Annotated in this window: 28 protein-coding genes and 2 tRNA genes; 18 read left to right on the top strand and 12 right to left on the bottom strand. The window is 39.5% G+C overall.

Going from position 1 to position 25868, the window contains the following annotated elements; genetic code table 11:
- Positions 1 to 11: 11 nt before the first annotated feature.
- From nhaC to MTN96_RS12725, 8 genes are all read right to left on the bottom strand, one after another.
- Positions 12 to 1472, bottom strand: coding sequence for a Na+/H+ antiporter NhaC (nhaC, locus tag MTN96_RS12760; RefSeq protein ID WP_171036153.1), 1461 nt, complete (start codon positions 1470 to 1472; stop codon positions 12 to 14).
- Positions 1473 to 1653: 181 nt separating this feature from the next.
- The gene (gene prc, locus MTN96_RS12755; protein WP_248531851.1) at positions 1654 to 3678 is read right to left on the bottom strand and encodes a carboxy terminal-processing peptidase; all 2025 of its coding nucleotides are present in this window, start codon (positions 3676 to 3678) and stop codon (positions 1654 to 1656) included.
- 26 nt (positions 3679 to 3704) lie between these two features.
- A complete protein-coding gene (gene proQ / locus MTN96_RS12750) occupies positions 3705 to 4343 on the bottom strand; it encodes an RNA chaperone ProQ (protein ID WP_004586712.1) in 639 nt (212 codons plus the stop codon).
- 15 nt (positions 4344 to 4358) lie between these two features.
- Positions 4359 to 4637, bottom strand: coding sequence for a hypothetical protein (locus MTN96_RS12745; RefSeq protein WP_004586713.1), 279 nt, complete (start codon positions 4635 to 4637; stop codon positions 4359 to 4361).
- Positions 4637 to 5095, bottom strand: a complete 459-nt coding sequence (locus MTN96_RS12740; RefSeq protein ID WP_004586714.1) for a GAF domain-containing protein — start codon at positions 5093 to 5095, stop codon at positions 4637 to 4639. Before MTN96_RS12740 ends, MTN96_RS12745 begins: the two co-directional genes overlap by 1 nt.
- A gap of 128 nt (positions 5096 to 5223) precedes the next feature.
- The gene (locus MTN96_RS12735) at positions 5224 to 5604 is read right to left on the bottom strand and encodes a hypothetical protein (RefSeq protein ID WP_004586715.1); all 381 of its coding nucleotides are present in this window, start codon (positions 5602 to 5604) and stop codon (positions 5224 to 5226) included.
- Positions 5605 to 6385: 781 nt separating this feature from the next.
- A tRNA-Ser gene (locus MTN96_RS12730) sits at positions 6386 to 6476 on the bottom strand.
- 52 nt (positions 6477 to 6528) lie between these two features.
- Positions 6529 to 6619 (bottom strand) — tRNA-Ser (locus MTN96_RS12725).
- Positions 6620 to 6870: 251 nt separating this feature from the next.
- Between MTN96_RS12725 and MTN96_RS12720 the strand changes: the two genes are divergently transcribed.
- The 7 genes from MTN96_RS12720 to MTN96_RS12690 are packed head-to-tail and all read left to right on the top strand — an operon-like array spanning position 6871 to position 10016.
- Complete coding sequence (locus MTN96_RS12720; protein ID WP_004586716.1) at positions 6871 to 7536, top strand: Bax inhibitor-1/YccA family protein; 666 nt, start codon at positions 6871 to 6873, stop codon at positions 7534 to 7536.
- A 55-nt stretch (positions 7537 to 7591) separates the two neighbouring features.
- Positions 7592 to 7945: a sulfurtransferase complex subunit TusD gene (gene tusD, locus MTN96_RS12715; protein WP_029772642.1), complete on the top strand. Its 354-nt coding sequence runs from the start codon at positions 7592 to 7594 to the stop codon at positions 7943 to 7945.
- Positions 7942 to 8298 (top strand): sulfurtransferase complex subunit TusC, encoded by a 357-nt coding sequence (gene tusC / locus MTN96_RS12710; protein ID WP_064385132.1) that lies wholly within the window; start codon positions 7942 to 7944, stop codon positions 8296 to 8298. Before tusD ends, tusC begins: the two co-directional genes overlap by 4 nt.
- Entirely contained in the window at positions 8295 to 8561 is a 267-nt protein-coding gene (locus MTN96_RS12705; RefSeq protein WP_248531850.1) for a DsrH/TusB family sulfur metabolism protein, read from the top strand. The genes tusC and MTN96_RS12705 overlap by 4 nt, the downstream gene beginning before the upstream one ends.
- A 3-nt stretch (positions 8562 to 8564) precedes the next feature.
- Complete coding sequence (locus tag MTN96_RS12700; RefSeq protein ID WP_004586720.1) at positions 8565 to 8894, top strand: TusE/DsrC/DsvC family sulfur relay protein; 330 nt, start codon at positions 8565 to 8567, stop codon at positions 8892 to 8894.
- Positions 8894 to 9580 carry a pseudouridine synthase gene (locus MTN96_RS12695; protein WP_121637552.1) on the top strand — a complete coding sequence of 229 codons (687 nt, stop codon included), beginning with the start codon at positions 8894 to 8896 and terminating at the stop codon, positions 9578 to 9580. The genes MTN96_RS12700 and MTN96_RS12695 overlap by 1 nt, the downstream gene beginning before the upstream one ends.
- Positions 9573 to 10016 carry an NUDIX domain-containing protein gene (locus tag MTN96_RS12690; RefSeq protein WP_248531849.1) on the top strand — a complete coding sequence of 148 codons (444 nt, stop codon included), beginning with the start codon at positions 9573 to 9575 and terminating at the stop codon, positions 10014 to 10016. Before MTN96_RS12695 ends, MTN96_RS12690 begins: the two co-directional genes overlap by 8 nt.
- 54 nt (positions 10017 to 10070) lie before the next feature.
- Here the strand turns inward: MTN96_RS12690 and MTN96_RS12685 are convergent, their stop codons facing one another.
- Positions 10071 to 11339, bottom strand: coding sequence for a sensor domain-containing diguanylate cyclase (locus tag MTN96_RS12685; protein ID WP_248531848.1), 1269 nt, complete (start codon positions 11337 to 11339; stop codon positions 10071 to 10073).
- Between the two features lie 340 nt (positions 11340 to 11679).
- Between MTN96_RS12685 and mnmA the strand changes: the two genes are divergently transcribed.
- The 5 genes from mnmA to MTN96_RS12660 all read left to right on the top strand — a co-directional run bounded on the left by mnmA (position 11680) and on the right by MTN96_RS12660 (position 16476).
- Complete coding sequence (mnmA, locus tag MTN96_RS12680) at positions 11680 to 12780, top strand: tRNA 2-thiouridine(34) synthase MnmA (protein WP_004586724.1); 1101 nt, start codon at positions 11680 to 11682, stop codon at positions 12778 to 12780.
- Positions 12780 to 13382 carry a high frequency lysogenization protein HflD gene (gene hflD / locus MTN96_RS12675; RefSeq protein WP_004586725.1) on the top strand — a complete coding sequence of 201 codons (603 nt, stop codon included), beginning with the start codon at positions 12780 to 12782 and terminating at the stop codon, positions 13380 to 13382. Before mnmA ends, hflD begins: the two co-directional genes overlap by 1 nt.
- 32 nt (positions 13383 to 13414) lie before the next feature.
- Positions 13415 to 14785 (top strand): adenylosuccinate lyase, encoded by a 1371-nt coding sequence (purB, locus tag MTN96_RS12670; RefSeq protein ID WP_096041635.1) that lies wholly within the window; start codon positions 13415 to 13417, stop codon positions 14783 to 14785.
- A 77-nt stretch (positions 14786 to 14862) separates the two neighbouring features.
- Positions 14863 to 16008: a cupin domain-containing protein gene (locus tag MTN96_RS12665; RefSeq protein ID WP_248531847.1), complete on the top strand. Its 1146-nt coding sequence runs from the start codon at positions 14863 to 14865 to the stop codon at positions 16006 to 16008.
- 9 nt (positions 16009 to 16017) lie between these two features.
- Positions 16018 to 16476, top strand: coding sequence for a GNAT family N-acetyltransferase (locus MTN96_RS12660; RefSeq protein WP_024033514.1), 459 nt, complete (start codon positions 16018 to 16020; stop codon positions 16474 to 16476).
- Positions 16477 to 16522: 46 nt separating this feature from the next.
- On the opposite strand, the gene MTN96_RS12655 is transcribed toward MTN96_RS12660, so the two are convergent.
- Complete coding sequence (locus tag MTN96_RS12655) at positions 16523 to 16969, bottom strand: DUF4826 family protein (RefSeq protein WP_029772653.1); 447 nt, start codon at positions 16967 to 16969, stop codon at positions 16523 to 16525.
- A 141-nt stretch (positions 16970 to 17110) separates the two neighbouring features.
- Entirely contained in the window at positions 17111 to 18514 is a 1404-nt protein-coding gene (locus MTN96_RS12650) for a M28 family peptidase (protein WP_096041633.1), read from the bottom strand.
- 228 nt (positions 18515 to 18742) lie between these two features.
- Here MTN96_RS12650 and MTN96_RS12645 point away from each other — a divergent pair, with 228 nt between their 5' ends.
- The gene (locus MTN96_RS12645) at positions 18743 to 19540 is read left to right on the top strand and encodes a hypothetical protein (RefSeq protein ID WP_096041632.1); all 798 of its coding nucleotides are present in this window, start codon (positions 18743 to 18745) and stop codon (positions 19538 to 19540) included.
- Position 19541: 1 nt separating this feature from the next.
- On the opposite strand, the gene MTN96_RS12640 is transcribed toward MTN96_RS12645, so the two are convergent.
- Complete coding sequence (locus tag MTN96_RS12640; RefSeq protein WP_248531846.1) at positions 19542 to 19946, bottom strand: GFA family protein; 405 nt, start codon at positions 19944 to 19946, stop codon at positions 19542 to 19544.
- Between the two features lie 204 nt (positions 19947 to 20150).
- Between MTN96_RS12640 and MTN96_RS12635 the strand changes: the two genes are divergently transcribed.
- The 5 genes from MTN96_RS12635 to MTN96_RS12615 all read left to right on the top strand — a co-directional run bounded on the left by MTN96_RS12635 (position 20151) and on the right by MTN96_RS12615 (position 25623).
- Complete coding sequence (locus tag MTN96_RS12635) at positions 20151 to 20990, top strand: hypothetical protein (protein ID WP_248531845.1); 840 nt, start codon at positions 20151 to 20153, stop codon at positions 20988 to 20990.
- Between the two features lie 91 nt (positions 20991 to 21081).
- Entirely contained in the window at positions 21082 to 22929 is a 1848-nt protein-coding gene (locus tag MTN96_RS12630; protein ID WP_248531844.1) for an ABC transporter ATP-binding protein, read from the top strand.
- Positions 22930 to 23103: 174 nt separating this feature from the next.
- Complete coding sequence (locus MTN96_RS12625) at positions 23104 to 23616, top strand: outer membrane beta-barrel protein (RefSeq protein ID WP_096041630.1); 513 nt, start codon at positions 23104 to 23106, stop codon at positions 23614 to 23616.
- Positions 23617 to 23649: 33 nt separating this feature from the next.
- Positions 23650 to 24924, top strand: coding sequence for an Ig-like domain-containing protein (locus tag MTN96_RS12620; protein WP_248531843.1), 1275 nt, complete (start codon positions 23650 to 23652; stop codon positions 24922 to 24924).
- A gap of 474 nt (positions 24925 to 25398) precedes the next feature.
- On the top strand, positions 25399 to 25623 hold the full coding sequence (locus MTN96_RS12615; RefSeq protein WP_248531842.1) for a hypothetical protein: 225 nt from the start codon (positions 25399 to 25401) through the stop codon (positions 25621 to 25623).
- The last annotated feature ends 245 nt before the right edge of the window (positions 25624 to 25868 follow it).

Genomic DNA, 25868 nt, shown 5'->3' with positions numbered 1-25868 from the left:
GCTATTTAGATTTAAGCAGGTTGCTTGGGTTCAATGCGTAAAATTTTAATGCCTACGTACGCATAAATAATCGCTAAGAAAGGGTTAATTAAATTAAAGAAAGCATACAAGGCATAGTCAAATGGGTTTATTAATAAAACGCTTTGCATGTACGCACCACAGGTATTCCACGGAATTAACGGGCTTGTTATTGTGCCGCCATCTTCTAAAGTACGCGATAAATTAACGGGCTTTAAGCCACGCTTTTTATATTCTTCTTTAAACATACGACCAGGCACTACAATAGCAATGTATTGATCAGCCGCTATTAAGTTTGTGCCCACACAAGTAGCAATGGTTGATGTAATAAGCGAGCCCGTGCTTTTTGCAATTTTTAAAATGCTCTTAACAAAAATATCTAATAAGCCGGTTTTTTCCATAATGGCACCAAACATAAGAGCCGTCATGATCAGCCATGTTGTAGTTAACATACCTGCCATTCCGCCACCACTGAGTAGTGAATCCATTTTGTCATCACCTGTATCGATGCTAAAACCATCGAAAAAAGTCGTCCAAATAATTTTAAAATAACCAACCAACTCACCCTGAGAAAGGTCGATTTGTGTCGCAATTAAATCAGACTGAAACAACATTGCCCACACAGCACCAATTACAGCGCCAATTGAAATTGCCGGAAACGCTGGCATTTTTTTAATAGCTAAAACTAGCAGCACAATTAATGGAATTAACATTTCAAAGCCAATATTAAAGTTCTGCTCTAAAATCGCTGTTATTTCGTCAATCCTGCCGGCTTCGTTAGAAGCCGTTGCATTAAAGCCCATAAATATAAAAATGATTAATGCAATGACAAAGCTAGGAACAGTAGTCCATAACATGTGATGGATATGTTCAAATAAATCAGCTCCAACAACAGCCGGTGCTAAGTTAGTAGTTTCAGAAAGCGGACTGAGTTTGTCACCAAAGTAAGCCCCCGAAATAACCGCCCCTGCCGTCACAGTTTGATCAAGCCCTAACCCGGTGGCCACCCCTAAAAGCGCCACACCTATGGTGGCAGCTGTGGTCCAAGAGCTACCTATACTCATTGCAACAATGCCACAAATTAAGCAGCTTGCGGCGTAAAACCAGCTTGGGTTAATAACCTGTAAGCCATAATAAATGAGCGTTGGCACGGTACCCGACAACAGCCAAGTACCAATTAAGGCACCCACCATTAATAAAATTAAAATAGCCCCCAATGATAAGGTAATACCTTCAATCATGGCTTCTTCAAGCTTTTTCCACGTATAGCCATTTTTTAGCCCTATTAATGCCGCAGCAAAGGTGGCAAATAATAACGCTATTTGGTTAGGACCTGATGACGAGTTATCGCCAAATAAATATACCGCTGCGCCTAAAAGGCAAATTAAAACAGTGATAGGTACAAGTGCATCAAAAAACGAGGCGGGTTTAATCGGTTTTTCTAAAGGCTTCAAAATAGTGACTCCTGCACACCACATATCGTGGCGTGGTTATTTATTATTTTTAGCGTATCAGTGCTTTTTTTAAGCCACAGTAATGTAACTCAATTTAGTAATTCGCGATTATAGCAATTTAGCGAAATTTAGGTAACAAAAAAGGCGCAAAAAGCGCCTTTTGAACGGGGTAAACACGTGTTTATTTTTTAGCGATGCGGCCAAAGTTAATGTAATCTTGAGTGATCAGTGCTGCCTCTTCTAAGAAAGGGTCAAGCTCTTCAATTACCTCAGGTACATCATCTAGGTTTTCTATTGGCTCCTTACCTAAACGCTTTAAACGCTCATTAGTGCGCGCTAGAGTACGTGCTTCATTTTCATCTTTTTCTTTAATACGGTCTGCTTCAACTAAAGAAATAGTTTTGCGGTCTTTCTCTTCATTGTAACGGGCAATATCATCAAATACGTAACCAAACTCTGGCTCTGACTTAATACGTACTTCGTGCTGTTTTTCAAGATAAGTGATTACAGGCGTTAAATTACCCTGCCTATTATACTTAGCTCGTACTATGCTATCCCACGGCAATGCATTATCTTGCTTGCTCTCGCCCCACTCTGCTGGGTCTATCGCCGAAGGGAATGAAATATCAGGAATAACCCCTTTATGTTGAGTGCTGCCGCCGTTTATACGGTAAAACTTAGCAATAGTGTATTGTACGCTACCTAAGTCGTTGTCGTATAAATCGTACGCACGACCTAAGCCTTTGTGCTGCTGAACCGTTCCCTTACCAAAGGTTTGCTCGCCTATAATTACTGCGCGGCCATAGTCTTGCATTGCGGCGGCAAAAATTTCAGAGGCTGAAGCACTGTAACGGTCAACTAAAACAGTTAATGGGCCATCGTAGTAGGTAATTCCGTCACGGTCTTTTTGCTCTTCGATACGGTTATTTAGTGTATGAATTTGTACAACCGGACCTTGGTCAAAAAACAAGCCTGATAGCTGTGTGGCTTCATATAATGATCCACCGCCATTTTGGCGCAAATCAATAATAATACCGTCTACGTTTTCTTCTTTTAGTTTAGCTAATTCAACTTTAACGTCTTTTGAAAGATTGTTGTAAAAGCCTGGGATCTCAATAACACCAATTTTTGAAGTTAAATTTGAATAACTCGCTTCAAATACTTCAGATTTAGCAGCCCTATCTTCTAAGCGAATTTTATCACGGGTGATTTCAACTACTTTAGGCGTGCCATGTGCATCAGAGCCTTTAAGATACTGTAAACGTACCTTAGTACCTTTAGGGCCTTTAATTAAATCAACTACATCATCTAAACGCCAGCCAATAACATCAACAAACTCTTTTTGATCTTGGGCAACACCAATAATTTTGTCGTCAGCTTTTAGCTGCTCTGTTTTATCGGCAGGTCCACCTGGTACTAAGCTACGAATAACGGTGTAATCTTCATCTGGGCTTAAAACGGCGCCAATGCCTTCAAGCTCTAGGTCCATATCCATTTTAAATTGTTCTGCGCGGCGCGGCGATAAGTACGACGTATGCGCCTCAATGCTTCGCGCTAGCGAGTTCATTACAATTTGAAATGCATCTTCTGAATTTGTTTGCACTAAACGTTTTTGTGCATTTTTATAACGCTTAGTAAGGACCTCTATGATCCCTTCCCAATCTTTGCCTGTCATTTTTAAACGCAAGGCATCGTATTTAACACGTTCACGCCAAATTTCATCAAGCTCAGCTTGCGATGCTGGCCATGCTGAATCTTCACGGTCAAAAAAGTATTCATCGTCTTTATCAAACGTCATTTCTTTATCTAGTAACGATAAAGAGTAATCATAACGTTCAAAACGGCGCTTTAAGCTTAAGTTAAAAATATCAAACGTAAAGCCAAGCTTACCGGTGGTAATAGCATTATCAAAATCGTTGCGGTATTTTTCAAACGCAGCAATGTCGCTTGCTAAAAACACACTTTTATTAAAATCAAGGGATTCGATATAACGATCGTACACTTTGCTAGAAAGCCCATCGTTAAATCGAACCGGTGTATAGTGTGAACGAGCAAATAAGTTAGCCACTCGTTTGCTGGCAGTGCCATGTTGACTTTCTTGTTTAAGTACAGGCAAGTCTTCAAGTTTTGCCGCTTCTACGGAAGCGAATAAAGAACCCGAAAACAGGGCAGCAACTAACGGAATGAGCGTAAACTTTTTACTCATACACAACTCCTTAATTTATTTACAACTTAAATAATGTATAAGCTGTCAGCTTTGGTTTTAACTTGCATGCCAGTTACTAATTCAACATGAACTTCGTCTTTGTTTACTTCAGTAATCACCGCATTTACAAGTGCTTGGCCAAGTTTAACCTTAACCTTGTTATTAACCTTGACCTCACTTGCAGGTAAAGGTTCAACTTTTCCTGAACGTTTAGCAGGGGCTGCTTTAGCTGGTTTGTTAGCTTGTGCATTGTTTTTGCTAGCGTGGGCTGGTTTTTTCTTGAAAGATTTAGAATCTGAATCTTGGCGTGGACGCTGTTGTTTTTTGCGTTTTGCCATTTTAGCACGGCTTTCTTCTAGTGCTTTTTGAGCGTGGTCAATGTGCTCTTGCTCAACTTTTTCACCTTGATTACCATCAAGATCAATACGAAACTCTGACTTAGTCACAGCTTCTAAATAACGCCAGTTAGACGTGTATTTTCTAAGCGCTTGACGTACTTGAGTCTTACTTACTTTTTCAGACCCTTCGATACGCTCGGCAATATCTTTAAAAATACCGACTTTAAGCGGTTTAATACCGTCTTTTTGTTTAAAACATTGTGGAAATTCTTGATAAAGAAATTCCAGCACTTCATTAATATCTTTTAGCTTGTTTGTGGTTTCCATTTTAGAACCTATTTTTCACATCTTTTCATCAAGGGACGAGTCAACGTAGTGTATTACCCAGTCGATTAACTCTTCGAAGTCGGCTTCAAGTACAGCCAAATCACCTCGAAGGTGTTCCCAAATACCATTTATTATTTCATCGATTGATTCACAATCTAAATCATCTGGAAGTTTATCCCAGGCTATGTGAATCAAATCATTGAGCGTTTCCGCTACATGTTCTTCTTCCCCTTCCCAATCGCCTACATCTTGTACTGCGAATAGGTAGTCTTGAACATTTAGCAAGTCTTTCATTATAAGCTTGCCTCTAAGCATTTAACTAATGCTTCAAGACCTGCTTGGTCATCAGTATCAAATCGACCAATAGTTGGGCTATCGATATCAAGAACAGCAACTATTTTATCATTTTTCATGATAGGTACAACAATCTCAGAGTTAGACGCTGCATCGCAGGCTATGTGGCCATCAAACGCATGTACATCTTCGATTAGTTGAGTTTCTAACGTTGCTGCAGCCGTACCACACACCCCTTTACCAACAGGGATACGAATACACGCTGGATTACCTTGAAAAGGCCCAAGCACTAATTCACTTGGCGAATCCATAAAGTAAAAGCCCGCCCAATTTACATCTTCTAATGAGGTAAATAATAGCGCACTTACGTTAGCCATATTAGCAATGACATTAGATTCACCAGCAATTAGTGATTCAGTTTGCTTAACTAATGACTGGTAAAAATCGTGCTTTTGCATACCAAACTACTTCTTATTAAACAGACAGTAGCTAAAGGTACTCTTTGTCGTGAAAAATTGAAACCTTTTACAGGCAAAAAAACAGAAATAGCGCCGTTTTTCAGCACGCTTGATTAATATTTCTGCAATTATTTTTTTGATGTTTTACGCAGGCCAAATAAAAATAGTCCTGCGGCAAAAGCGGCCATTACACTATTAATTAAAAATATCTCGCCTGTTGTAGCACTGAGTAAATAACTAAATATTGCGCCACCGAGCAGCCCAAGAGTCAGTACACCTGAATAATTCACTTTTGCATACTTAAACATAAGCAAATAACCCGGTACGACAAAAGCGGCCATAGTCAGTCCAACAATATGTGCGTTCGCGATTGCACTCATCAGTAGTTGTAAGAAAATGGTAGCCGCATCGCCATTCATAGTGAGCCCATAATAAAGGCCAAGTAAACTACCAACAATCACAGGGGATAATAAAGAAAGCGCGACACTTTTGGCTAGTTGATGTTTCATATAAGTTCCTAAATACACACTACAAACATTATCTTAAGCATGCACCAAGTTCTTAAGGTTAGAAACAGAGACTATGGTCGTAATTTATGATGGGAAAACAAGCACTCTTTAAACTGCTGTAACTAGGCATTTTAATTTTATAAAAGTATATCTTAGCGTTTCTAGCAAAGGTCTTTAACCCCCTTTGCAAGGTTGATAATTTGAAGATTTAACTTCTGTTGGGCTGTTTAGTGGGTGGGTTTAATAATGTTTTGCAAATGATTTTAATAAATGGTTTTGTGAACTAAAAACAAACACGCATTGTGCTGCCAGCCCACGCTTATTTTGAGCTGCTTAGTCGCCTATCAGACAAAGTTCACTACCTTATAGGCGCTATCGTCAATAAAACCTAACCTTTAGATTTCAATATTAAATACGTTCTTCAATTAATGACTGATTTACCCATAGCCAGCGTCGTAGGTATACAGCACAGCAAAGCTGCAAAAGTGATGATGTATCGTTAATTGTGTCAAAAGGTTGAAATACAAATAAAACAAACACCGTTATCAATGAGAATCATTGCACGATAAATAATAAGTTTTCTTGAAGGTAAATCATCCTTGAGCCACAACATACTATTTTAATGACCAATTTTAAAATCTAAAAAAATAATAGTAGTACATCGATATGTTAATAGCGGCTAATAGCAAACCGAAATGGGGAAATAAGCGAGGAAACCTAAGATGGCCTAATAATAAAGCGTAAAAACAAAAAAGCCCGCTAAAAGCGGGCTTAAATATAATGGTGGAGAGATAGGGATTTGAACCCTAGATGGGCTACAAACCCATGCCGGTTTTCAAGACCGGTGCATTCGACCACTCTGCCATCTCTCCGAAAGTGCTATAAATTACAAGTAAGAGTGTACTCATAATTATTGTAATAAGGTGGTGGAGAGATAGGGATTTGAACCCTAGATAGGCTACAAACCTATGCCGGTTTTCAAGACCGGTGCATTCGACCACTCTGCCATCTCTCCGCACGGCCTGCATAATAGGGAAACCCATTGGCTTTGTGAAGCTTTTTTTTAAAAAAATTGTTTAAGTGCTTAAAAAACAATTAATTTGTTTAAAGATGAAACAAATAATTTCTTTTTGATGCTTTAATGAACTTTAATTAAAAAATAACACTCTATTGATCTACAAAGGTTTGCCCAAACATATAAGAGTTGGTAATCTAATTTTAGTTATATTATCGAAACAAACATGTTTCACTTAAAGGAGCTCTACAATGGCATTTAATCATTCGTACAATACCGCTAAACCGGTAATGTCGACCATTGAAACAAACAAGGTACTTAAAAACACCTATTTCTTACTGGCCATGACATTAGCATTTAGTGCTGTTACGGCGGGTATTTCAATGGCATTACAATTACCTTACTTTATGGGAATTGTGTTCACACTGGTTTCGTTTGGTTTATTATTTGTTGTAAACAAAAAAGCAGACTCAGCCTCAGGCGTGTTTTGGGTGTTTGCTTTTACAGGCTGTATGGGCGCAGGCCTTGGCCCACTACTTAACTATTATGCAGCTATGCCTAATGGCCCTATGCTTATTATGCAGGCGCTTGGTTCTACTGCATTAATATTTTTTGGTCTATCGGCTTATGCATTAAACACTAAAAAAGACTTCTCATTTATGGGTGGTTTTTTAACAGTAGGCTTACTAGTGGTTATTGTTGCAAGCATAGTTAACATCTTCATTGGCAGCTCGCTAATGTTTATGGTGCTTAACGCTGCTGTTGTGTTAATTATGTCTGGCTTAATCTTATTTGATACTAGCCGTATTATTAATGGCGGCGAAACTAACTACATTCGCGCGACGGTCGCTCTATACTTAAACGTATATAACCTATTTACCTCTTTACTGCACCTTCTTGGCGCAAGTGATGACTAATTAAATAGTTCTGTTAAAATAGCCCCTTTATTGGGGCTTTTTTATTGGAATTGTTTTGGCGCGATTTGTTCTTTCTTTACATACTCCTCCTTCAGATCATGACTCAACGCAACGTATTATAAAGTTTGCGAATGCATGTTTAGCACAAGGCCACACCATAGATGCGATATTTTTGTATCAAAATGGGATTTATCACGCGTCAGCTCACTTTGAGCTAGCCTCTGACGAACTGCAAATTCCTACGCAATGGCAACAACTTGCAGATAAAAACGTTAACTTAATGCTATGTATTACCGCAGCAGAAAAACGTGGCTTAAACACAAGCCAAACAGGTGTGTTTACTGTAGCCGGGCTTGCAGAATTTGCCATGCTAGTGAGTGATGCAGATAAATGGATACAGTTTAAATGAAAAACGTTTTAGTAATGAGCCAATCCAGCCCTTTTGATGAGCTTAATACCCGTGATGCCCTAGACATGTCACTGATATTTGCCGCAGTTGATCAAAATATTAGCTGGCTATTTAGCGGCCCTGCAGTGCTTGCTTTAAAACATAATCAATCAACACAGCAACTTGGTGTAAAAGATTTTTTTAAAAACATCAAAACGCTTGAAATCTATGAAGTAGAAAACATATATGTATGTGAAAAATCGTTACTAGATTATAACTTAAACAAATCTCAATTAATTATTGATTCAACCAGCCTCAATTACACTGAGCAACAGCAGCTGATCGGCCAGCAAGATTTTGTGGTGAACCTATGAGTACATTACACATTTTTTCAAAGCCACTGGCTTATTACGACTCTACTCAGCTTGAAAACTTAATTAAAGACACCGATAAAGTACTCCTTGTTGGTGATGCCTGTTATGCCGCTAAGCAGTATTTTCAATTAAACGATTCGTTATTGTTGCTTTTAGAGGATGCGCAGGCACGCGCAGTTAAACTAAGCCCAGGCCAAACACTTATTAATTACGATGAGTTTGTTGCCTTTACTCTATCTACTAACCAATCTATTACCTGGTAATCCATGCTTGAATTTAATAATCAACAAATCGACACTGATAAACAAGGCTACTTGCTAGATTACACCTTGTGGACAAAAGAGTTAGCCCCCATTATCGCCGAGCAAGAAAACATTATCTTAAGTGAACAACACTGGGAAGTGATTAATTTTGTGCGCAATTTTTACTTAGAATATAACACCAGCCCAGCAATAAGAATGCTTGTTAAAGCCATGGCTAAAGCGCTTGGCGAGGACAAAGGCAATAGTATTTATTTATATAAATTATTTCCCAAGGGGCCTGCAAAACAAGCCACAAAAATTGCCGGCTTACCCAAGCCCGCTAGGTGTATTTAATGGCGAACAAACCAATGCATAATCGCGCAAGTAAAAGTACCACTAAACGCACCACCGGTAGAACTTACTCACGCAGCGCGCTCACTAAAAAAAGCACAACTTCGCGTGAAATTAAACCCGCTATAGCCCCTAAAGATAGAAAAATTGTTTTATTTAACAAGCCTTACGATGTGCTTTGCCAATTTACAGACGATGCCAATAGAAAAACCTTGGCTGAATTTATTCCCATTAAAGATGTATACGCTGCAGGCAGACTCGACCGTGACAGTGAAGGCTTGTTACTTTTAACAAACTGCGGAAAGCTTCAAAATACCCTTACCGCACCGAATAAAAAAACCAATAAAACCTATTGGGTGCAAGTTGAAGGCGAGCCTAGCGCAGAGGCCATTAATGCCCTGTGTAAAGGTGTTGAATTAAAAGATGGGATGACCTTACCCGCAAACGTAAAAATTATTGACGAGCCAAAACTTTGGCCTCGCGTGCCGCCGGTAAGAGAGCGAAAATCGATTCCTACAACGTGGTTAAGTATTACAATTAATGAAGGACGTAATAGGCAAGTTCGCCGTATGACCGCCCATGTTGGGCACCCTACATTAAGGCTTATTCGCTACAGTATTGGCAATTACACGCTAGATGGCATAAACAGCGCACAGTACAGTGTTATAAAAGGTGAGGTAAATGCATAAACCCCATGTAACGGTGGCTGCTGTAGTAAAAAAAGGAGAGCATTTTTTACTGGTAAAAGAGCGAGATAAATTTACTTCTAATATTTGTTACAACCAACCTGCCGGCCATTTAGAACTAAACGAAACACTGGCTCAAGCAGCCAGCAGAGAGCTTTTTGAAGAAACAGGTGTGTCCCTAACGCCCACTGGCTTAATCGGTGTTTATAACTTACATGCGGCTAATGGGGTGCATTACTTACGCTTTTGTTTTATGTTTGATGGCACTCAAATCACCACTGAGCCCTGCCCAAAAGATGCAGATATAATTAGTGCCAACTGGCACAGTTTAGAAGACATAAAAGCACTGCCTCTAAGAAGCCATTTAGTTTTAAAGTGTATTGAAGACAGCCTAAACCGCCCTATTCAAGACGTAGACTTTATTTACGACGATAATTAAACATCTGCGCTTTGTATAATTCTCAAAGCTATATAAATAGTCCAAGGCTATAAATTAACTTAATGCTAAACAATTTCGTCCTTGCCTTTTTGAATAATAAAGTGCGCTGTCGGCGGCCTTAATAAACTCTTTTTGATCGCAACTATCCTCTTTATTAATTGCGTGAATACCCATGCTCAGGGTTAAGTAGCCGGTAAAGCTGTCTTCATGAGGGATGTGCAGCTCTTCAATTGCCTTTTGAATATGCTCAGCAATAAATAAGGCCCCTTGTTTATCGGTTTGAGGCAGCAATACAACAAATTCTTCTCCTCCATAACGCGCCACAAAGTCCTCGGTGCGGCTTACCGTACACGCTATTGCTTGCGCCACGTTATACAAACATAAATCACCTTCAACATGCCCGTAGCGGTCGTTAAATAGTTTAAAGTGATCAATATCGATTAATATAATCGCCAAATCGTCACCACACTCAACGGCTTTTTCAAACTCTTTACTTAGCTTTTCATCAAAACGACGTCTATTTGCTATTTGTGTTAGCGAATCTAAAAAAGCCATGTCGCGTAAAATATTTTGATCTTCTAAACGCTTGGTCGCATCATTAAATACAGCAATATATTCATCGCCCAAATTGATTCCAGATACTTCCATGGTAATTGTATTACCGTTTTTACAAGTAACATGGTAATCATGCGCGGGGATGTCTTGCCCTGTTTCATTGGCAATTTCTAACGTCGATTGCCAGGTTTTTTTCACGGCCTCACGATAATGAGGGTCTGGGTATGCATTAACCCACCACTGCTCTAAGTTAGGTAAGTCATCAATGGTATAACCAAATACATCTATAAAGCGCTGATTAATCCTAATAATATCACCGGTTTTGGCACACACATTAGAGATAGGCATAGGCAAAATAGTAAATAAATGGGCGTAGTGGCTCATTTCGTGGCGCTTCATAGGATGATGCATTTTTTTAGAAAGGAAACTGTATGGCGCATCTTCTTTTTCATTAGAAAGCGAATTATCCATACTTAATGCAAAATACCATTCATCCCACCAGCGTTTCATAGTCTCAAACAAGGCAGTTTCTGACTCGTCAACTAATTCAAAAGAACTTGAGACAGCATTGAAAATCTCATCAATAGGACTGTTTTGCTTGGCATCTGAGGGTAAAGTGTGCTCAAAAACTTCATGAAAAAGCGTATACGTATCACGTTTTAAGTCGCTTGTAGGCATTATGAGCAACTCATTTAGTTCATCGCGTGAGTTTGCAGCATAATATTGTATTAACGTTGAAAGCTTTTTTACCTGGAAGGCGTAATTCATATATTCATTCCGTTGAAAATATTTTTATAATAAAAAAGTGAGTCTAATATGCTAAATCTTACTGGCAGCTGAATTTACAAGCAAGCACAAGGTAATGAAAGCATTATTATCATTTAATAGAGTAAGAATGGCACCGAAATATCTTTTTACAATCGATTATTTAATTTTTTCATCATTTTTTATGTTAAATGCGTTTCAGTCTTATTTGCTATTTATTATATGAATAAAATAACTACAAAATCGTGTGTTTGCGCCACTCCTCCCTTTAAGCAAAAACAAAATGCGTGCTATAATCGCGGCCTTTCCAAGTTAACAGCAATCTGTATAAGCGAAATTATTCATGAGCGAAAATAGTCACATTAAAGTCATCGTTGGTATGTCCGGCGGTGTTGATTCTTCTGTATCTGCATATTTATTACAACAACAGGGCTATCAAGTAGAAGGCCTGTTTATGAAGAACTGGGAAGAAGACGACAATGACGAATACTGTGCAGCCGCTGAAGATTTAAAAGATGCACAAGCAGTGTGTGACAAATTAGGCATCGAGCTTCATACCGTTAACTTTGCAGCCGAATACTGGGATAACGTTTTTGAGTACTTTTTAGAAGAGTACAAAGCGGGCCGTACGCCAAACCCAGATATTATGTGTAACAAAGAAATTAAATTTAAAGCATTTTTAGAATTTGCAGCACAAGCACTTGGCGCCGATTATATTGCAACAGGCCATTATGTTCGTCGTGAACTACGAGACGACAAATACGTTATGTGCCGAGGCTTAGACGATAACAAAGATCAAAGCTATTTCTTATATACCTTAAGCCATGAACACATAGGCCAAACTCTTTTCCCAGTAGGCGATATAGCTAAACCAGACGTACGCCGTATTGCAGAAGAGCAAGACTTAATCACCCATGACAAAAAAGACAGCACCGGTATTTGTTTTATTGGTGAGCGTAAATTTAAAGACTTTTTACAAAAGTTTTTACCTGCTCAACCTGGCGTGATTGAAGATACTGACGGCAACAACGTAGGTGAGCACGAAGGGCTTATGTATCATACACTTGGCCAGCGTAAAGGCTTGTTAATTGGTGGCATGAAAGAAGGCTCTGGCGAGCCATGGTACGTTGTAGATAAAGACGTTGAGCGCAATGTGCTCGTTGTCGGACAAGGTAAAGACCACCCTCGCCTATACAGCAATGGCCTAAACGCCAATCAATTACATTGGGTAGACCGTGTTGGTCCTCAAGGTACAACGCGCTGCACCGTTAAAACCCGTTACCGCCAAGAAGATATTAATTGTACCCTTCTCGTTGGGGAAGATGGTATGGCACGCGTATTGTTTGATGAACCACAAAAAGCCGTTACACCGGGTCAATCAGCTGTATTTTATGCCGATGATGTGTGTTTAGGTGGCGGTATTATAGATTCGGTGATTAAGTAATGAATCAACACCAAGTCATGGCGCTTGCCGCCATGTGCCAAGTGGCTAAACAAGTACAAAAAATCGCGCAATACGGCAGCGCAAACGATTCAGACTTAGACGTGCTATTTACAAGTATTGTACAAACATCACCCGCATCCCCGGTTGATGTTTACCAAGGTACGCATAACTTGCGCGACGGCTATAAAACATTAATGGCGCAGCTTACTGCTGGCGCTCAAAAAGATGTGGAAATAGTTAAGTACGTAGGTGGTTTAATGCAGCTTGAACGTATTTTAAATAACGAGCCAAAAAGCTTAGCTGAACTTGGCCGTCGTATCGACGACATTCATCGTCGCTTAGATCACTTTGCTATAACCGATGACACCGTAGTTGCCGGTTTAGCAGATATATACTCGTCGGTGCTGAGCCCCCTTGGGCACCGAATTCAGGTTTATGGTAAACCCGAGTTATTAAAACAGCAGCAAACGCAAAATAAAATTCGTGCCCTTTTATTAGCAGGAATTCGCAGTGCTGTATTATGGCGACAAATGGGCGGTAAACGCCGTCACTTTTTCTTTGCAAAAAGAAAAATTCTCGCTATTGCAAAAACAAACATTTAATTATCGTTCAAAACTAAAATTTAGGAGTTATTATGGAGCTTTCAGCGTTAACCGCTATCTCTCCAGTGGATGGTCGCTACGGCAGCAAAACCACTGAACTACGCAGTATTTTCAGCGAATTTGGCTTAATCAAATACCGCGTAACCGTTGAAGTGCGTTGGTTGCAAGCCTTAGCTGCAGCAAGCGATATTAAAGAAGTACCTGCATTTAGCGACCAAGCCAATGCACTATTAAATGCCATAGTTGATAATTTCAGCGAAGCAGACGCACAGCGTGTTAAAGACATTGAACGCACCACAAACCACGATGTTAAAGCGGTAGAATATTTACTAAAAGAAAAAGTAGCCGATAACAGCGAAATTAACGCTATTAACGAGTTCATCCATTTTGCCTGTACATCAGAAGATATTAATAACCTATCTCATGGTTTAATGCTAAGCGAAGCTCGTGATAATGTGCTCCTTCCATACTGCGACCAACTACTTAACGCTATAAAAGAAAAAGCCATTGAGTACAAAGCAGTACCTATGATGACGCGTACCCACGGCCAACCAGCTACGCCTTCAACAATGGGTAAAGAGTTTGCTAACGTATACATGCGTTTAAAACGCCAGCGCGACCAAATCGCACAGGTAGAAATGCTAGGTAAAATTAACGGTGCTGTAGGTAACTACAATGCTCACCTGAGTGCTTACCCAGATTACGATTGGCATACCCACGCAAGCAACTTTGTAACTAGCCTTGGTTTAACCTTTAACCCGTTCACTACACAAATAGAGCCGCATGACTACATTGCCGAGCTATTTGATGCTATTGCTCGCTTTAACACTATTTTACTTGATTTTGATCGTGACGTTTGGGGTTACATTGCCCTTAACCACTTTAAGCAAAAAACCATTGCTGGCGAAATCGGCTCTTCAACAATGCCGCATAAAGTAAACCCTATCGACTTTGAAAACTCAGAAGGTAACCTAGGTTTAGCAAATGCTATATTTGCTCACCTTGCACAAAAACTGCCTGTTTCTCGTTGGCAGCGTGACCTTACCGACTCAACCGTTTTACGTAACTTAGGTGTGGGTATGGGCTACACGCTTATCGCGTATCAATCTACACTTAAAGGCGTAAGCAAGCTTGAAGTAAATGAGCAACGTTTACTTGATGAGCTTGATCAAAACTGGGAATTACTTGCTGAGCCAATTCAAACGGTTATGCGTAAATACGGTATTGAAAAACCATACGAAAAACTTAAAGATTTAACGCGTGGTAAACGTGTAAATCAAGAGATTATGGCCGACTTTATCGATGGTTTAGACCTGCCAGAGCACGCTAAAGTAGAAATGAAAAAACTAACACCTGCCAACTACATTGGCCGCGCTGTTGAGTTTATTGACGATTTAGTTTAAATACTAAATTGCGCATATAAAAAGCGAAAGGATAATCCCTTTCGCTTTTTTTGTACTAAAAATTATAGGCCTACTCTATGTACCAATTAAAAATAAACAACCTCTGTGAGCAAGAATTTTTAAACCAATACTGGCAAAAAAAACCGCTATTAATTAAACAAGGCTTTACAGACTTTCAAGACCCAATAGAGGCAGAAGAGCTTGCCGGTCTTGCTATGGAAGAAAGTATAGAGTCGCGAATTGTTACCAACCACAATAACGATTGGCAAGCATACCAAGGCCCATTTGAAGACTTTGAAAAATTAACTGAGCAACACGCTACTTTATTGGTACAAGCGGTTGATCATTGGCATAGCGATGCAGCACAACTGCTTCACCCATTTAGGTTTATACCTAACTGGCGAATAGATGATTTAATGATCAGCTACTCAACCCCTAAAGGTGGCGTTGGTCCGCACCTAGATCAGTACGATGTATTTATTATACAAGGCGAGGGTAAGCGTCATTGGCGTGTTGGTCTGCCTGATCCAACACTTAAACAATTTGCGCAAAATAAAAAACTACTGCAAGTTGAGCAATTTGAAGCCGTTATAGATTGTATTTTAGAACCCGGCGATATTTTATATATACCACCTGGGTGCCCTCACGAAGGCTATGCAATAGAAAACGCCCTTAACTACTCGGTTGGATTTAGAGCGCCTAATCAGCAAGACTTATTTTCTAGTTTTGCCGATCATGTTATTGATACCGACAGCGGCCAAAAACGCTATACCGATCATACTTTAGCCCTTAGGGACTCTAAAGGTGAGCTTTTACAGAGCGAAACCGATAAAGTTAAAACCCTTATGCAAGCGCTACTTAATAACGATGAGCTATTTAAGCATTGGCTTGGCAATACCTTAAGCCAAGCCAAGCACGAAATGGACTTAGCACCGCTTGAAGAGCCTATAACCTGCGAGCAAATGAGTGAATTAATAGCAAACAATGCAGAAGAATTTGAGCGTTTAGGCGGCGTACGTGCTATCTATCAGCAGCTAGAAGACACCCTATTATTAAGTATTAATGGCGAAAACTACCCGTTACCACTTTGCGACTTAAATGCCGTTACACTATTAACAGATCATGATTATGTTAATACCGACGATTTAAACGCAGCGCAGCCTAGCCTAGTTTTTATTCAAACCTTTACTACACTAGTTAATGAGGGGATGTGGTTTAATTAGAGGTGCGCTATGGGCTATCAAATTAATAAGGTCGAGTGGGATAGGCAAAAAGACCAGCTACAACAAATACGTGAAAAAGTATTTGTGTATGAGCTACACATACCTAAACGAATAGAATTTGATAGCCAAGACAAACTAGCACATCATGTGCTAGTTACTCACAACAGTAACGCACCCGTAGCCACAGGTAGGCTGTGTACAGATGGCTTAATAGGCCGAATAGCCGTTTTACCCGCACACCGTAATCGCCACGTTTATACTTCATTACTTACTTTTATTGTTAATCTTGCCGCTAACGATGGGCACCAAGTTATTAGTATTAATTGTATTTTAAACGAAGTTGAACGCTTTAGACGAAATGGCTTTATACAACAAGGCGGTGTTTTTATGGAAGCAGGTATACCTAGGCAGCGAATGCAATGCCAAGTGTCTGAGTTTGTCACTAAACCATTTACATTAGTACATTAAAAAAGGGCCGTTAATAGCCCTTTTTTACGTTTATACAAGCAATACCTTATTTTGGTTCATTAGCCCAAAGTTGCTCGTTTTCATGCATTTCGTATAAGCCGTGAGCACGGTTTATAAGTAAGTTAGCAAAGTCGACTTGGGTTTTATCGCGTGCGCCAACACTCATTATTTGATCTGCTTTTAACTGCCATTGTAAAGAAAAATATCGCATAGCATCGCGCGCATCTTTTGCTGCACTGACTTCTGCATGATCAGTAGGTAAGCGCCCTGTTATTACCCAGTAGCTCTTACCGTTTTGCGCTTTAAATTTCCACATAGCACACAATGGCGCTAAAAAGCGGCTATCTTTGTCTATTACTGATTTAGGCATAATGCCTTTTTCTGCTAAGTATTTTTGGGCGTTTTGAAAACACTCGCGTTGCCAAGCAACCCGTTGTTGCTCTATTTGTGCTTGCTCTTGCGCTGTTAATGGTTTTTTTTCTTCTTGCTGCATTTTATTAACCTTTACTGCTTTTTTCTACACTCTAAGTGCATAACAAATAAGGTGCAAGCATAAAACACCTGCTTTGCACCTTAAATACACCATTTGATTTGTTTTTAATCACAATTGCACTTAAGCAATAGTAAATCGCTGTTATTTTATATTGTGATCAAACGAGCCTACATCACCTGGGAACACGACTGGCGATTCAATCCCGTCTTTGCTTATCGCTGCAACACCAAAATAGTAATTATCTATAACAACGTTTTTAAGTGTAGCTTTACTTACATTGCCCACATCTTGGCTAAATTGCCATTGCGGCTCACTGGTATAGCGCCAATAAATACGATAACCGGCAATATTATCATCATCTGAACTTTGCCACGAAAGCGTAGTGTCGGCCTTAACTGCGCCTTCAATTTTTACCTGCTTAGGAGGAGCTGGCGCCCAAGCCATTGAAGCCATTGTTACTGCGTTCAGTGATGTAAGCTTTGCTGTGTAGTCAAAATCAACGCCATCTATGGTATCGCCATAAACCACACCATTTTCTGTACGTAAATCTTGATGTTGTCGGTCGTAATGCTCATTAGTTTCCATAATTCTGACTGCTGCAAAACCTGCATCGTTAAACGGTCTATGGTGCCCGCCCCGGCCAAATCTATCTAACCTGTAAACTAACATCGTATCTAAATTTGGAATATACCTATCGGCAATTGTATCTATATAGCGCGCTAAATTACGGCTCGCCGAATCGACTTCACCACCTGTAAAACGGCGCGTTCTTGCTTGTTGTTTCGTTTCTACTACACGCGTGCCTTCTGAGAAAATACGAGCCGTTGTATTGTCGGTAACGCCATTAATACCGGTAATATTGCCAATCATGTCGTTATTTAAAACGCCATGTACTTGCCAATTGTGCTCTTGTGCATACGCAGTGAGTATTTTACCGCCAAATAAACCCTGCTCTTCGCCAGACAAAGCTGCATACACTACTGAGCCATTAAATTTATGCTTGCTTAGTACACGTGCAGCTTCAATAACCCCTGCCACGCCTGAAGCGTTATCATTAGCACCCGGTGAATTACTGGTAAAGTCCATTACATCGCTCACCCGCGAATCAATATCGCCCGACATAATAACCATTCGGTTTGGCTCAGTACTACCACGCTGAATAGCCACTATATTCACTACTTCAACAGGATTAGGAATTCGTTTTTCACCTGATATAGTGTCTTTAACTTCAATAACTTCTAGGCAACCACCACATTGCGCTGATATTTTTTCAAACTCTTTTTTAATCCAACGCCGTGCAGCACCTATGCCCCGTGTATCTGACTTAGTTTCAGAAAGCGTATGGCGGGTACCAAAATCCACCAGCGTTTGTATGTCGCTCCCAATACGCTTAGCTGATACCTGCGCTGCAATATCATGTAGCTTTTGTTGTTCTTCATATTTTATGCTGGCATGAGCCTGTGCTGATAATCCTGCCGTACAAGCAAAGGCTAACGTACTCAATTTAATAAGTTTAGTTGTAATAGAAAAAGGGGTTTTGCGCATTATAAGCTCCTTATTTTTTACCTTACCATTACTCAACAACCTATTTAGTGCAACTATTTTGAGTTAAAGCTTTATACAAGTAAGCTCAACTGTAAAAATTAACCACACTTAAGTACTCCCCTCTTTTAAGCAAAAAAGCGTATTACAAACCTTGTTACATAAATACGCTGTATACATAGCGTGTTTTCGTGGCAAACTAATGGGGTGTTTTATTTGTATTTGTAACCTATGCGCCAGCTTAAAGCCGATACTGTCTCTGCCAATTTAATTGCCACTAGTAACAACCAATATGGGCCTATTTGTGTTTATCAAAATACTACCTATCGCTGGTTAACACTTGCCCAAAATGCGCAAAGCGATATCACTATTCAAGGGGTGATGAGCCTTAATAAGAATGAACAATTACTGATTGCGGTTAATCAATGTATGCTGTTATTTTTACTTAAAGCAGCTGAGCCACTACGGGTTTTAAATTTAGGTTTAGGTACTGCAGGCATTGAACGAGCCATTCATTATTTACATAAAAAAACGGCTTATATAAGTAATTTAGCTGTGTTTGACAGTGTAGAAATAAACCCCGCGATGATAAGCGTTGCTAAGCACCATTTTAACTTGCCCGCTAATCATACAGTGCACTTACAAAATGCAGAGCTGTTTGTTGCAACGTGCACGCGCACATACAATGTCATTACAATTGATATTTTTAGTGGCGATGTACATCAAGACTTTTTATCTAACAGCGTATTTTGGCAAAACATACGTCGCTGCAGCGGGCTAAATGCGCAAATTATTATAAATTTAAACCCTAAAACAGGAAAAGAGCTCCAAGCTTTACTCGTCCTGTTTAGGCAACACTTTAGCTGTATTGCCCTTATAGAGTTTAACGAATACAAAAATATTGTCGTGATGCTTTCTCAGCAAAGCTTAGTGCACATTAATAAAGAAGAAATAGCCCATTCGCCATTATTTAAAACGTGGGGACCTTCCCTTCACAACGACATAAACAGCATTTATCACATAGAGTAATTTAGCGCCCTGGTTCGTGTTTTTCATAGCACGGCAAATGGGTTTCTAATTGCTCCCAATTGGCTTTAGAGCTAACAAAATTATGCGACATTACCTGCTCAGCAATATCGTCATCTATCAACCCTAGGCGTATTCGCAAGCGAGATTTATCCTCTGCATTAGCACTGTAAATAGGTGAGCCACATGTTTTACAAAAAAAGCGCGCACGCCCAAGTTTGAAATTAAATTCAGTTAAATTATCTTCACCTTTGGTAAGTGTAAATTCGTGAGTGTTTACAAAACCATTCGTGGCAAAAGCAGTCCCGCTGTTTTTTCTGCATAGTGAGCAGTGACAATGAATAATTTGAGAAATAGCCCCTTTAATTTCAACACTTACCGCTTTACATAAGCACGTTCCAGTATACATATAATCCCTTTTATTATTTTTAATTGCGTGTTGTTAGGTATTTTACGCGTTTAAAATATAAACGTCAGTAGAATAGATAAAACACAATATTGGTTGACTAATTTACACCAAATTGGTTATATAAATTTTAAGTTTGAAAAATTAAAAGTCATATATTGGTTTACCAATTTATATACTTATACTTACATTAGTAAAAGAGGGATTGTGCGCGTTAAATACAGCTTACTGTTAGTGGCTTGCTCAGGATTATTAGCCTGTAGCCAAAACAATCAAAACGCTCCCTCTGCAAAGTGGTTATTAGTAGATAACTTTGAACAACCGCTAAAAGGTTGGACAAAGGCCGACACAGACAACCAAACTCAACCTTATGTCGCTAACCCACAAGAAACTAAAATAGAAGTTGAGGACACAGCCAAAGGGATTAACCATTTTTTAATTAAAAAGCCTGCCGAAAATGGTATTGTCGGCAACCGCAAAGCCCTCAGCTATAAAAAGCTTCCAAAAACAGTGCCCGTTGGCGAAACCTACACTTTTTTTACCCGTATTAACGTTGCCTCTTTTCCAAATAACCATGCTTTTGGATTAAGTAACTTAGAGCCAGAGCAAATAAACGTTCATGGCTACGACGCCTTTGAAGCCACTCTACGAGTAACCGATAAAACCGAATCAAACGGCTTAGTCAATACCGGGGCGCTAATGGTCAAAACTGATAAGGGCTATAGTAATATTCAAAACTATGCACAAGCGCAATCGGCTAAACCACTTGATACAAACAGTTGGTACAACATTTGGTACGTTGTTAATAATGCATCGGTAAAAATGCAAGGCCAGCAATACAATGTATATGTACAAGGCGGAGAATTTAAAAACCAAACCTTAGTGTATAAAAATGCCACCTTTAGAATGAAACGCGAGCGCCCACTTAGCTATTTTTTAGCTAACTGTAATACGGGCCCACATAAAAAGCCTTACGGAAATGGCGGTTTACGCTATGACGACATTTATATGATTAAAGGCGTAAATCTCACAAACCCTATTCGATAAAAGTAGCAGTGTAAATTAGTCGCTAAAGATCTACAGCGCGCCACTTAAATGGTATGATCATTTTCTATTATTTGTCATTTAAGTTTATAAAATGTATCGATTATTCGAAAAAATGACCAACGCATTTCCTGAGCAAAAGCCAACGCAGCCGCCCTCTACCTTATTTGCGTTTTGTCGTCATTACACTAAAGGTATGGAGCTGTCGTTAGTTTTAATGTCTGTTAGTGCAGCCCTGCTTGCCATTTTAGAAGTATCGTTATTTAGCTATATGGGCCAATTAGTAGATTGGTTGGGCACCTACACACCGCAAACCCTATTTGAAGAGCAAAAAGCCGAACTTATAAAAATGGCAGTAGTGCTTTTAGTGATATTGCCTATTGTGGTGTTTTTTCACTCGGCTATTTTACACCAAGCATTACTGGGTAATTACCCTATGTCGATTCGTTGGTCGGCGCATAGATACTTATTACGCCAAAGTGTTAGCTTTTATCAAAACGAGTTTGCAGGGCGTATTGCCACAAAAGTAATGCAAACATCACTGGCCGTACGAGAAGCCGTAATGAAACTGCTCGATGTACTAATGTATATTGTGGTTTATTTTGGCGCTATGGTGTTTTTAGTTGCAGAAGCTGATTGGCGTTTAATGCTACCGCTTTTAGTGTGGGTAATTATTTATGCCGCCATTCAAATGTACTTTGTGCCAAAACTTAAAAAAATTGCCAGCTCGCAGGCCGATGCGCGCTCTGAAATGACCGGCCGTATAGTCGATAGCTATACAAATATATCAACCATTAAGCTTTTTTCGTACACACAACGTGAAGAACAATACGCTAAACAAAGTATGGATGTATTTTTGCAGCCTGTTTATAAGCAAATGCGTTTAGTAACCAGCCTTAACTTTGCCATTAATAGCCTAAATTACTTATTAGTATTTAGTGTGGCCGCACTATCCCTTTATTTATGGTCGTTAAGTGCAATTAGCGCAGGCGCCATTGCAGTTGCGGTTAGTTTATCGCTTAGATTAAATGGAATGGCGCAGTGGATCATGTGGGAGATAAGCAGCTTGTTTGAAAACATTGGTACCGCCACCGATGGCATGAAAACCTTATCTACGCCAATTAAAGTAGATGACAAACCCGATGCAAAAACGCTTAACGTTTCTAAGGGCGATATCGCTTTTTCAAATGTTCACTTTAACTACGGCAAAGCCGCTAACGAAACCAATCGCGGCCCGGTAATGAACGGCCTAAACCTCCATATCAAACCCGGTGAAAAAATTGGCTTAGTGGGTCGCTCTGGCGCTGGTAAATCAACATTAGTTAATTTACTCCTGCGCTTTTACGATACCGATTCGGGGACGATTAAAATTGATGGCCAAAACATTACCGATGTAAGCCAAGAAAGCCTTCGCCGCTATATAGCCATGGTTACGCAAGACACTTCCCTGCTTCACCGCTCTGTAAAAGATAATATTTTATACGGCCGACCCGATGCCTCAGAAGCCGAAATGCTCAGCGCTGCCAAGCAAGCTAAAGCACTCGAGTTTATAAGCGATTTAGAAGATAGCAAAGGCAATAAAGGGTTTGATGCTCAAGTAGGCGAGCGCGGTGTAACCCTCTCCGGTGGGCAACGCCAGCGTATCGCTATAGCGCGGGTATTACTTAAAAATGCACCTATTTTAATACTCGATGAAGCCACCAGCGCGCTCGACTCAGAAGTAGAAGCCGCAATACAAGCAAGCCTAGATGATTTAATGACAGGTAAAACCGTGATTGCCATTGCCCACAGGCTATCGACCATTGCGCAAATGGACAGACTTATTGTACTTGATGCAGGACGCGTTGTAGAGCAAGGCAGCCACGAAGCGCTCATTGCGCAAAATGGTATTTATGCTGGCCTTTGGGCACATCAAACCGGTGGGTTTATTGGTGTAGATTAGCCAAGATAAGATTATAAGCCGAAAATAGCGCGATTTTTATTGCGCATTACGCTATTAAATCAGGTATTTATAATTTGTTCCTAATTTTATCCAAGCGAATCTCTTCCCTTGATTAAGTTAAGTCAATTATATACCATCCTTACTTATAATAATTTACGGATAGTTTACTTTCACATGGAAAAAACTCTTTATCTACTCCTATTCTGTGCCTCAACGCAATGTTTTGCAGACACCGCATATATTGGTGTTGACTATGTATTACCTGAAATGGCAATTAGTAACGAAGATGTTAAGCCAAAATCAACTGCACTTCGTTTAGGGGTCAGTAACAATAATATGGCTTTTGAAGCCCAATACCTAACCGCCAACGAGAAAGATAACCTTTATCGCATTGAATTCGATATAGAAAAAAGTGCCGCATTATTTTTCGTAATGCAGTCTGATGTTGTTAATGGTTTCGGTTTAGATGTTTCAGTCGGCTATGCGCAAACAGATATTACAGTTAATGGCCCTGAAGAAACTATAAATGATGAATTTCAATATAAAGGTTTTGCTTGGGGTGTGGCAATGCACCAAGATATTCCATACTTAAACAGCACCCAAGTAAGGCTTGGCTATCAATCACTTTATGACAAAGACGATATCGAGATAACAGCTATTTCTCTTGGTTTTACTTACCAATTTTAGTCATTCTCTCATTTTAAAAGGTACAATCCTAAAATGGCAATAAAACACACCTCTCACAAACTCTCTATTATTTCGATATTATTAATAGCAGTTACTGGCTGTGGCTCTGATACTGAGTCAACCGACCTAAAAAAAGCAGTAACTCTCGAAGAGCTTCGCACTGAAGGTACAATTATAGAATCCGTTACTATTATCAATAATCAAACACGCATTAGACCTGGAGAACAATTTCAGCTTAAAGCCATGGGTATAGATAGTAACGGAGAAACGAGAGATGTAACCGATGAGCTTACTTGGAGTACAAGCGACCCAGAAGTAGCCACTGTCAATAGTCGTGGCTTAGTGACAGCCATTACTAATTCTCCACTGGATAGAGGTTTGATTACGGTTACTGGCACTACAATAAATGAAATATCCGGTGAAGGACAAATGTCAATTAGTGATGAAGCCGTTTCGAACATAGAACTAAAACAAGCCTCACCAGAAATAGGTGACATTAATACGTGTATAGAAGCAAGTATTAGTGCAGATATTACTTATTCAGATGGCTATATATCTTTAAATACAATAAAAGATATTAGTTTTACTCTTGATGATGAAACAAGCGCGTTAATCGATAACAACGGTACACTATATACCTCATCAAGTGAAATTGAGAACACTTCAATTACTGCGAATATAGGTAACATATCGGATACCTTAATTGTCACAGCCAACCCAGTTAACCTAGAGAGTATTGATATTCTTTCTGATGATACATCTAAGGATATTATCAAATTAAACTTAGGTTCTCGTATAAGCGTAGCTGCGCAAGCCAATCTAATAAACAATCCTTCTCCTTTCGATATAGACAATACTATAAAGTGGTCTACGTTAGATTCATATACTGTCGGTGTTACAAAACAGGGCGAAAATAAAGGTACTTTACTCGCATTAAAACCAGGCGTTACAGAGCTTGTTGCGAGCTGTGGTGGAGTGTATAAAACAATAGCCGTGCAAGTTGAAGGCGACGCAACCCTAGAAAGTATTCAAATTAATGACGCTGAAAATCCATTAACATTGAGCCCTCTGGGTACTTTAGATTTAACATTAACCGCTAACTATAGTGATACCTCTTCTAGCTTGAATGTTTCAGAATTTGCGAATTGGAGTGTAAATGGTAGCACAATTGCAAATGCTGAATTAATTAATATTGGAACCAATCAGGCTAGATATAGATTAACGAGTAATTCAAATAGTAACGGTACAGTTATCGTTTCTGTCAATTACGATGGAATAGTAACAAGTACACAAATCAATATTGAATAAAAAATAGTTAAATACGTCAAGCAAATAGCTCAGAACGAAGGCCTTAATTTACTAGGCCTTCACTTTACCCTTTCTACTCTCTTCCTCTTTACAGGTTTGTCCGCTTGGTCTACTAGCAACCAAAAAAGCAAGAACGAACAAAATACTCTCAGGTATTATTTCTTCTAAAGCAACCTTTACTTACCCCCTATACCTAGAGGCGATGGTAAAACCAACAAACAACACTATGGCAAATGCTGTAAGGATGCTTAGTACTGATTCTACCCAGGAATTGATGCTATGGAGTCATATGGTAGCGACCTAATTGGCCAAGAGTGGTTTGACCAGCGTATGCATGTGAGTCATCACGAATTTATTTGAGACCCATTTCAAGACTATCAGCCTAAGGACGCTGGCTCTTGGGTTTACAACAACGGAGAAACATACCGCAATAAATTTCGTAGATATGGAGTACATTGGAAGGATGAGTGGAATTTGGATTACTATATAGATGGTGTTTTGGTCCGAAGTGCCCCTGGCCCTAATATTATTGTTCCTGAAGACTATACTAACGGAACAGGCTTAAACAAGCCTATACACATAATACTGGATATGGAACATCAGCCATGGCGAGAGGTTAAGCCTAATGCATCTGAACTTGCAGAACCCAAAAAAAGTATATTTTGGGTAGATTGGATACGAGGTTATAAAGCCCAGTAATATATTAAAAACTTAACTTATTAATTGCGGAACTTGTGTTTACAAACCCTCTAATGTTTGCGGTATACTCACCGCATTTAATAAGTTTTAAAACACATTCGTTGAGACTTAAAGGAAAGTACTTATAAGCTGATGCACTCACTAAGCTTTAAATTCCCTCACCTAACAACTAATCATTATAGTTATTTTCTAAATGGGTTATTTCACTTTCAGTTAAAACTAAACTTCTATACAGAAAATTGTAA

This window comes from Pseudoalteromonas sp. 2CM28B, assembly GCF_023161935.1.
The sequence above is the reverse complement of the archived record's forward strand: the minus strand, read 5'-3'. Positions and strand labels throughout refer to the sequence as shown.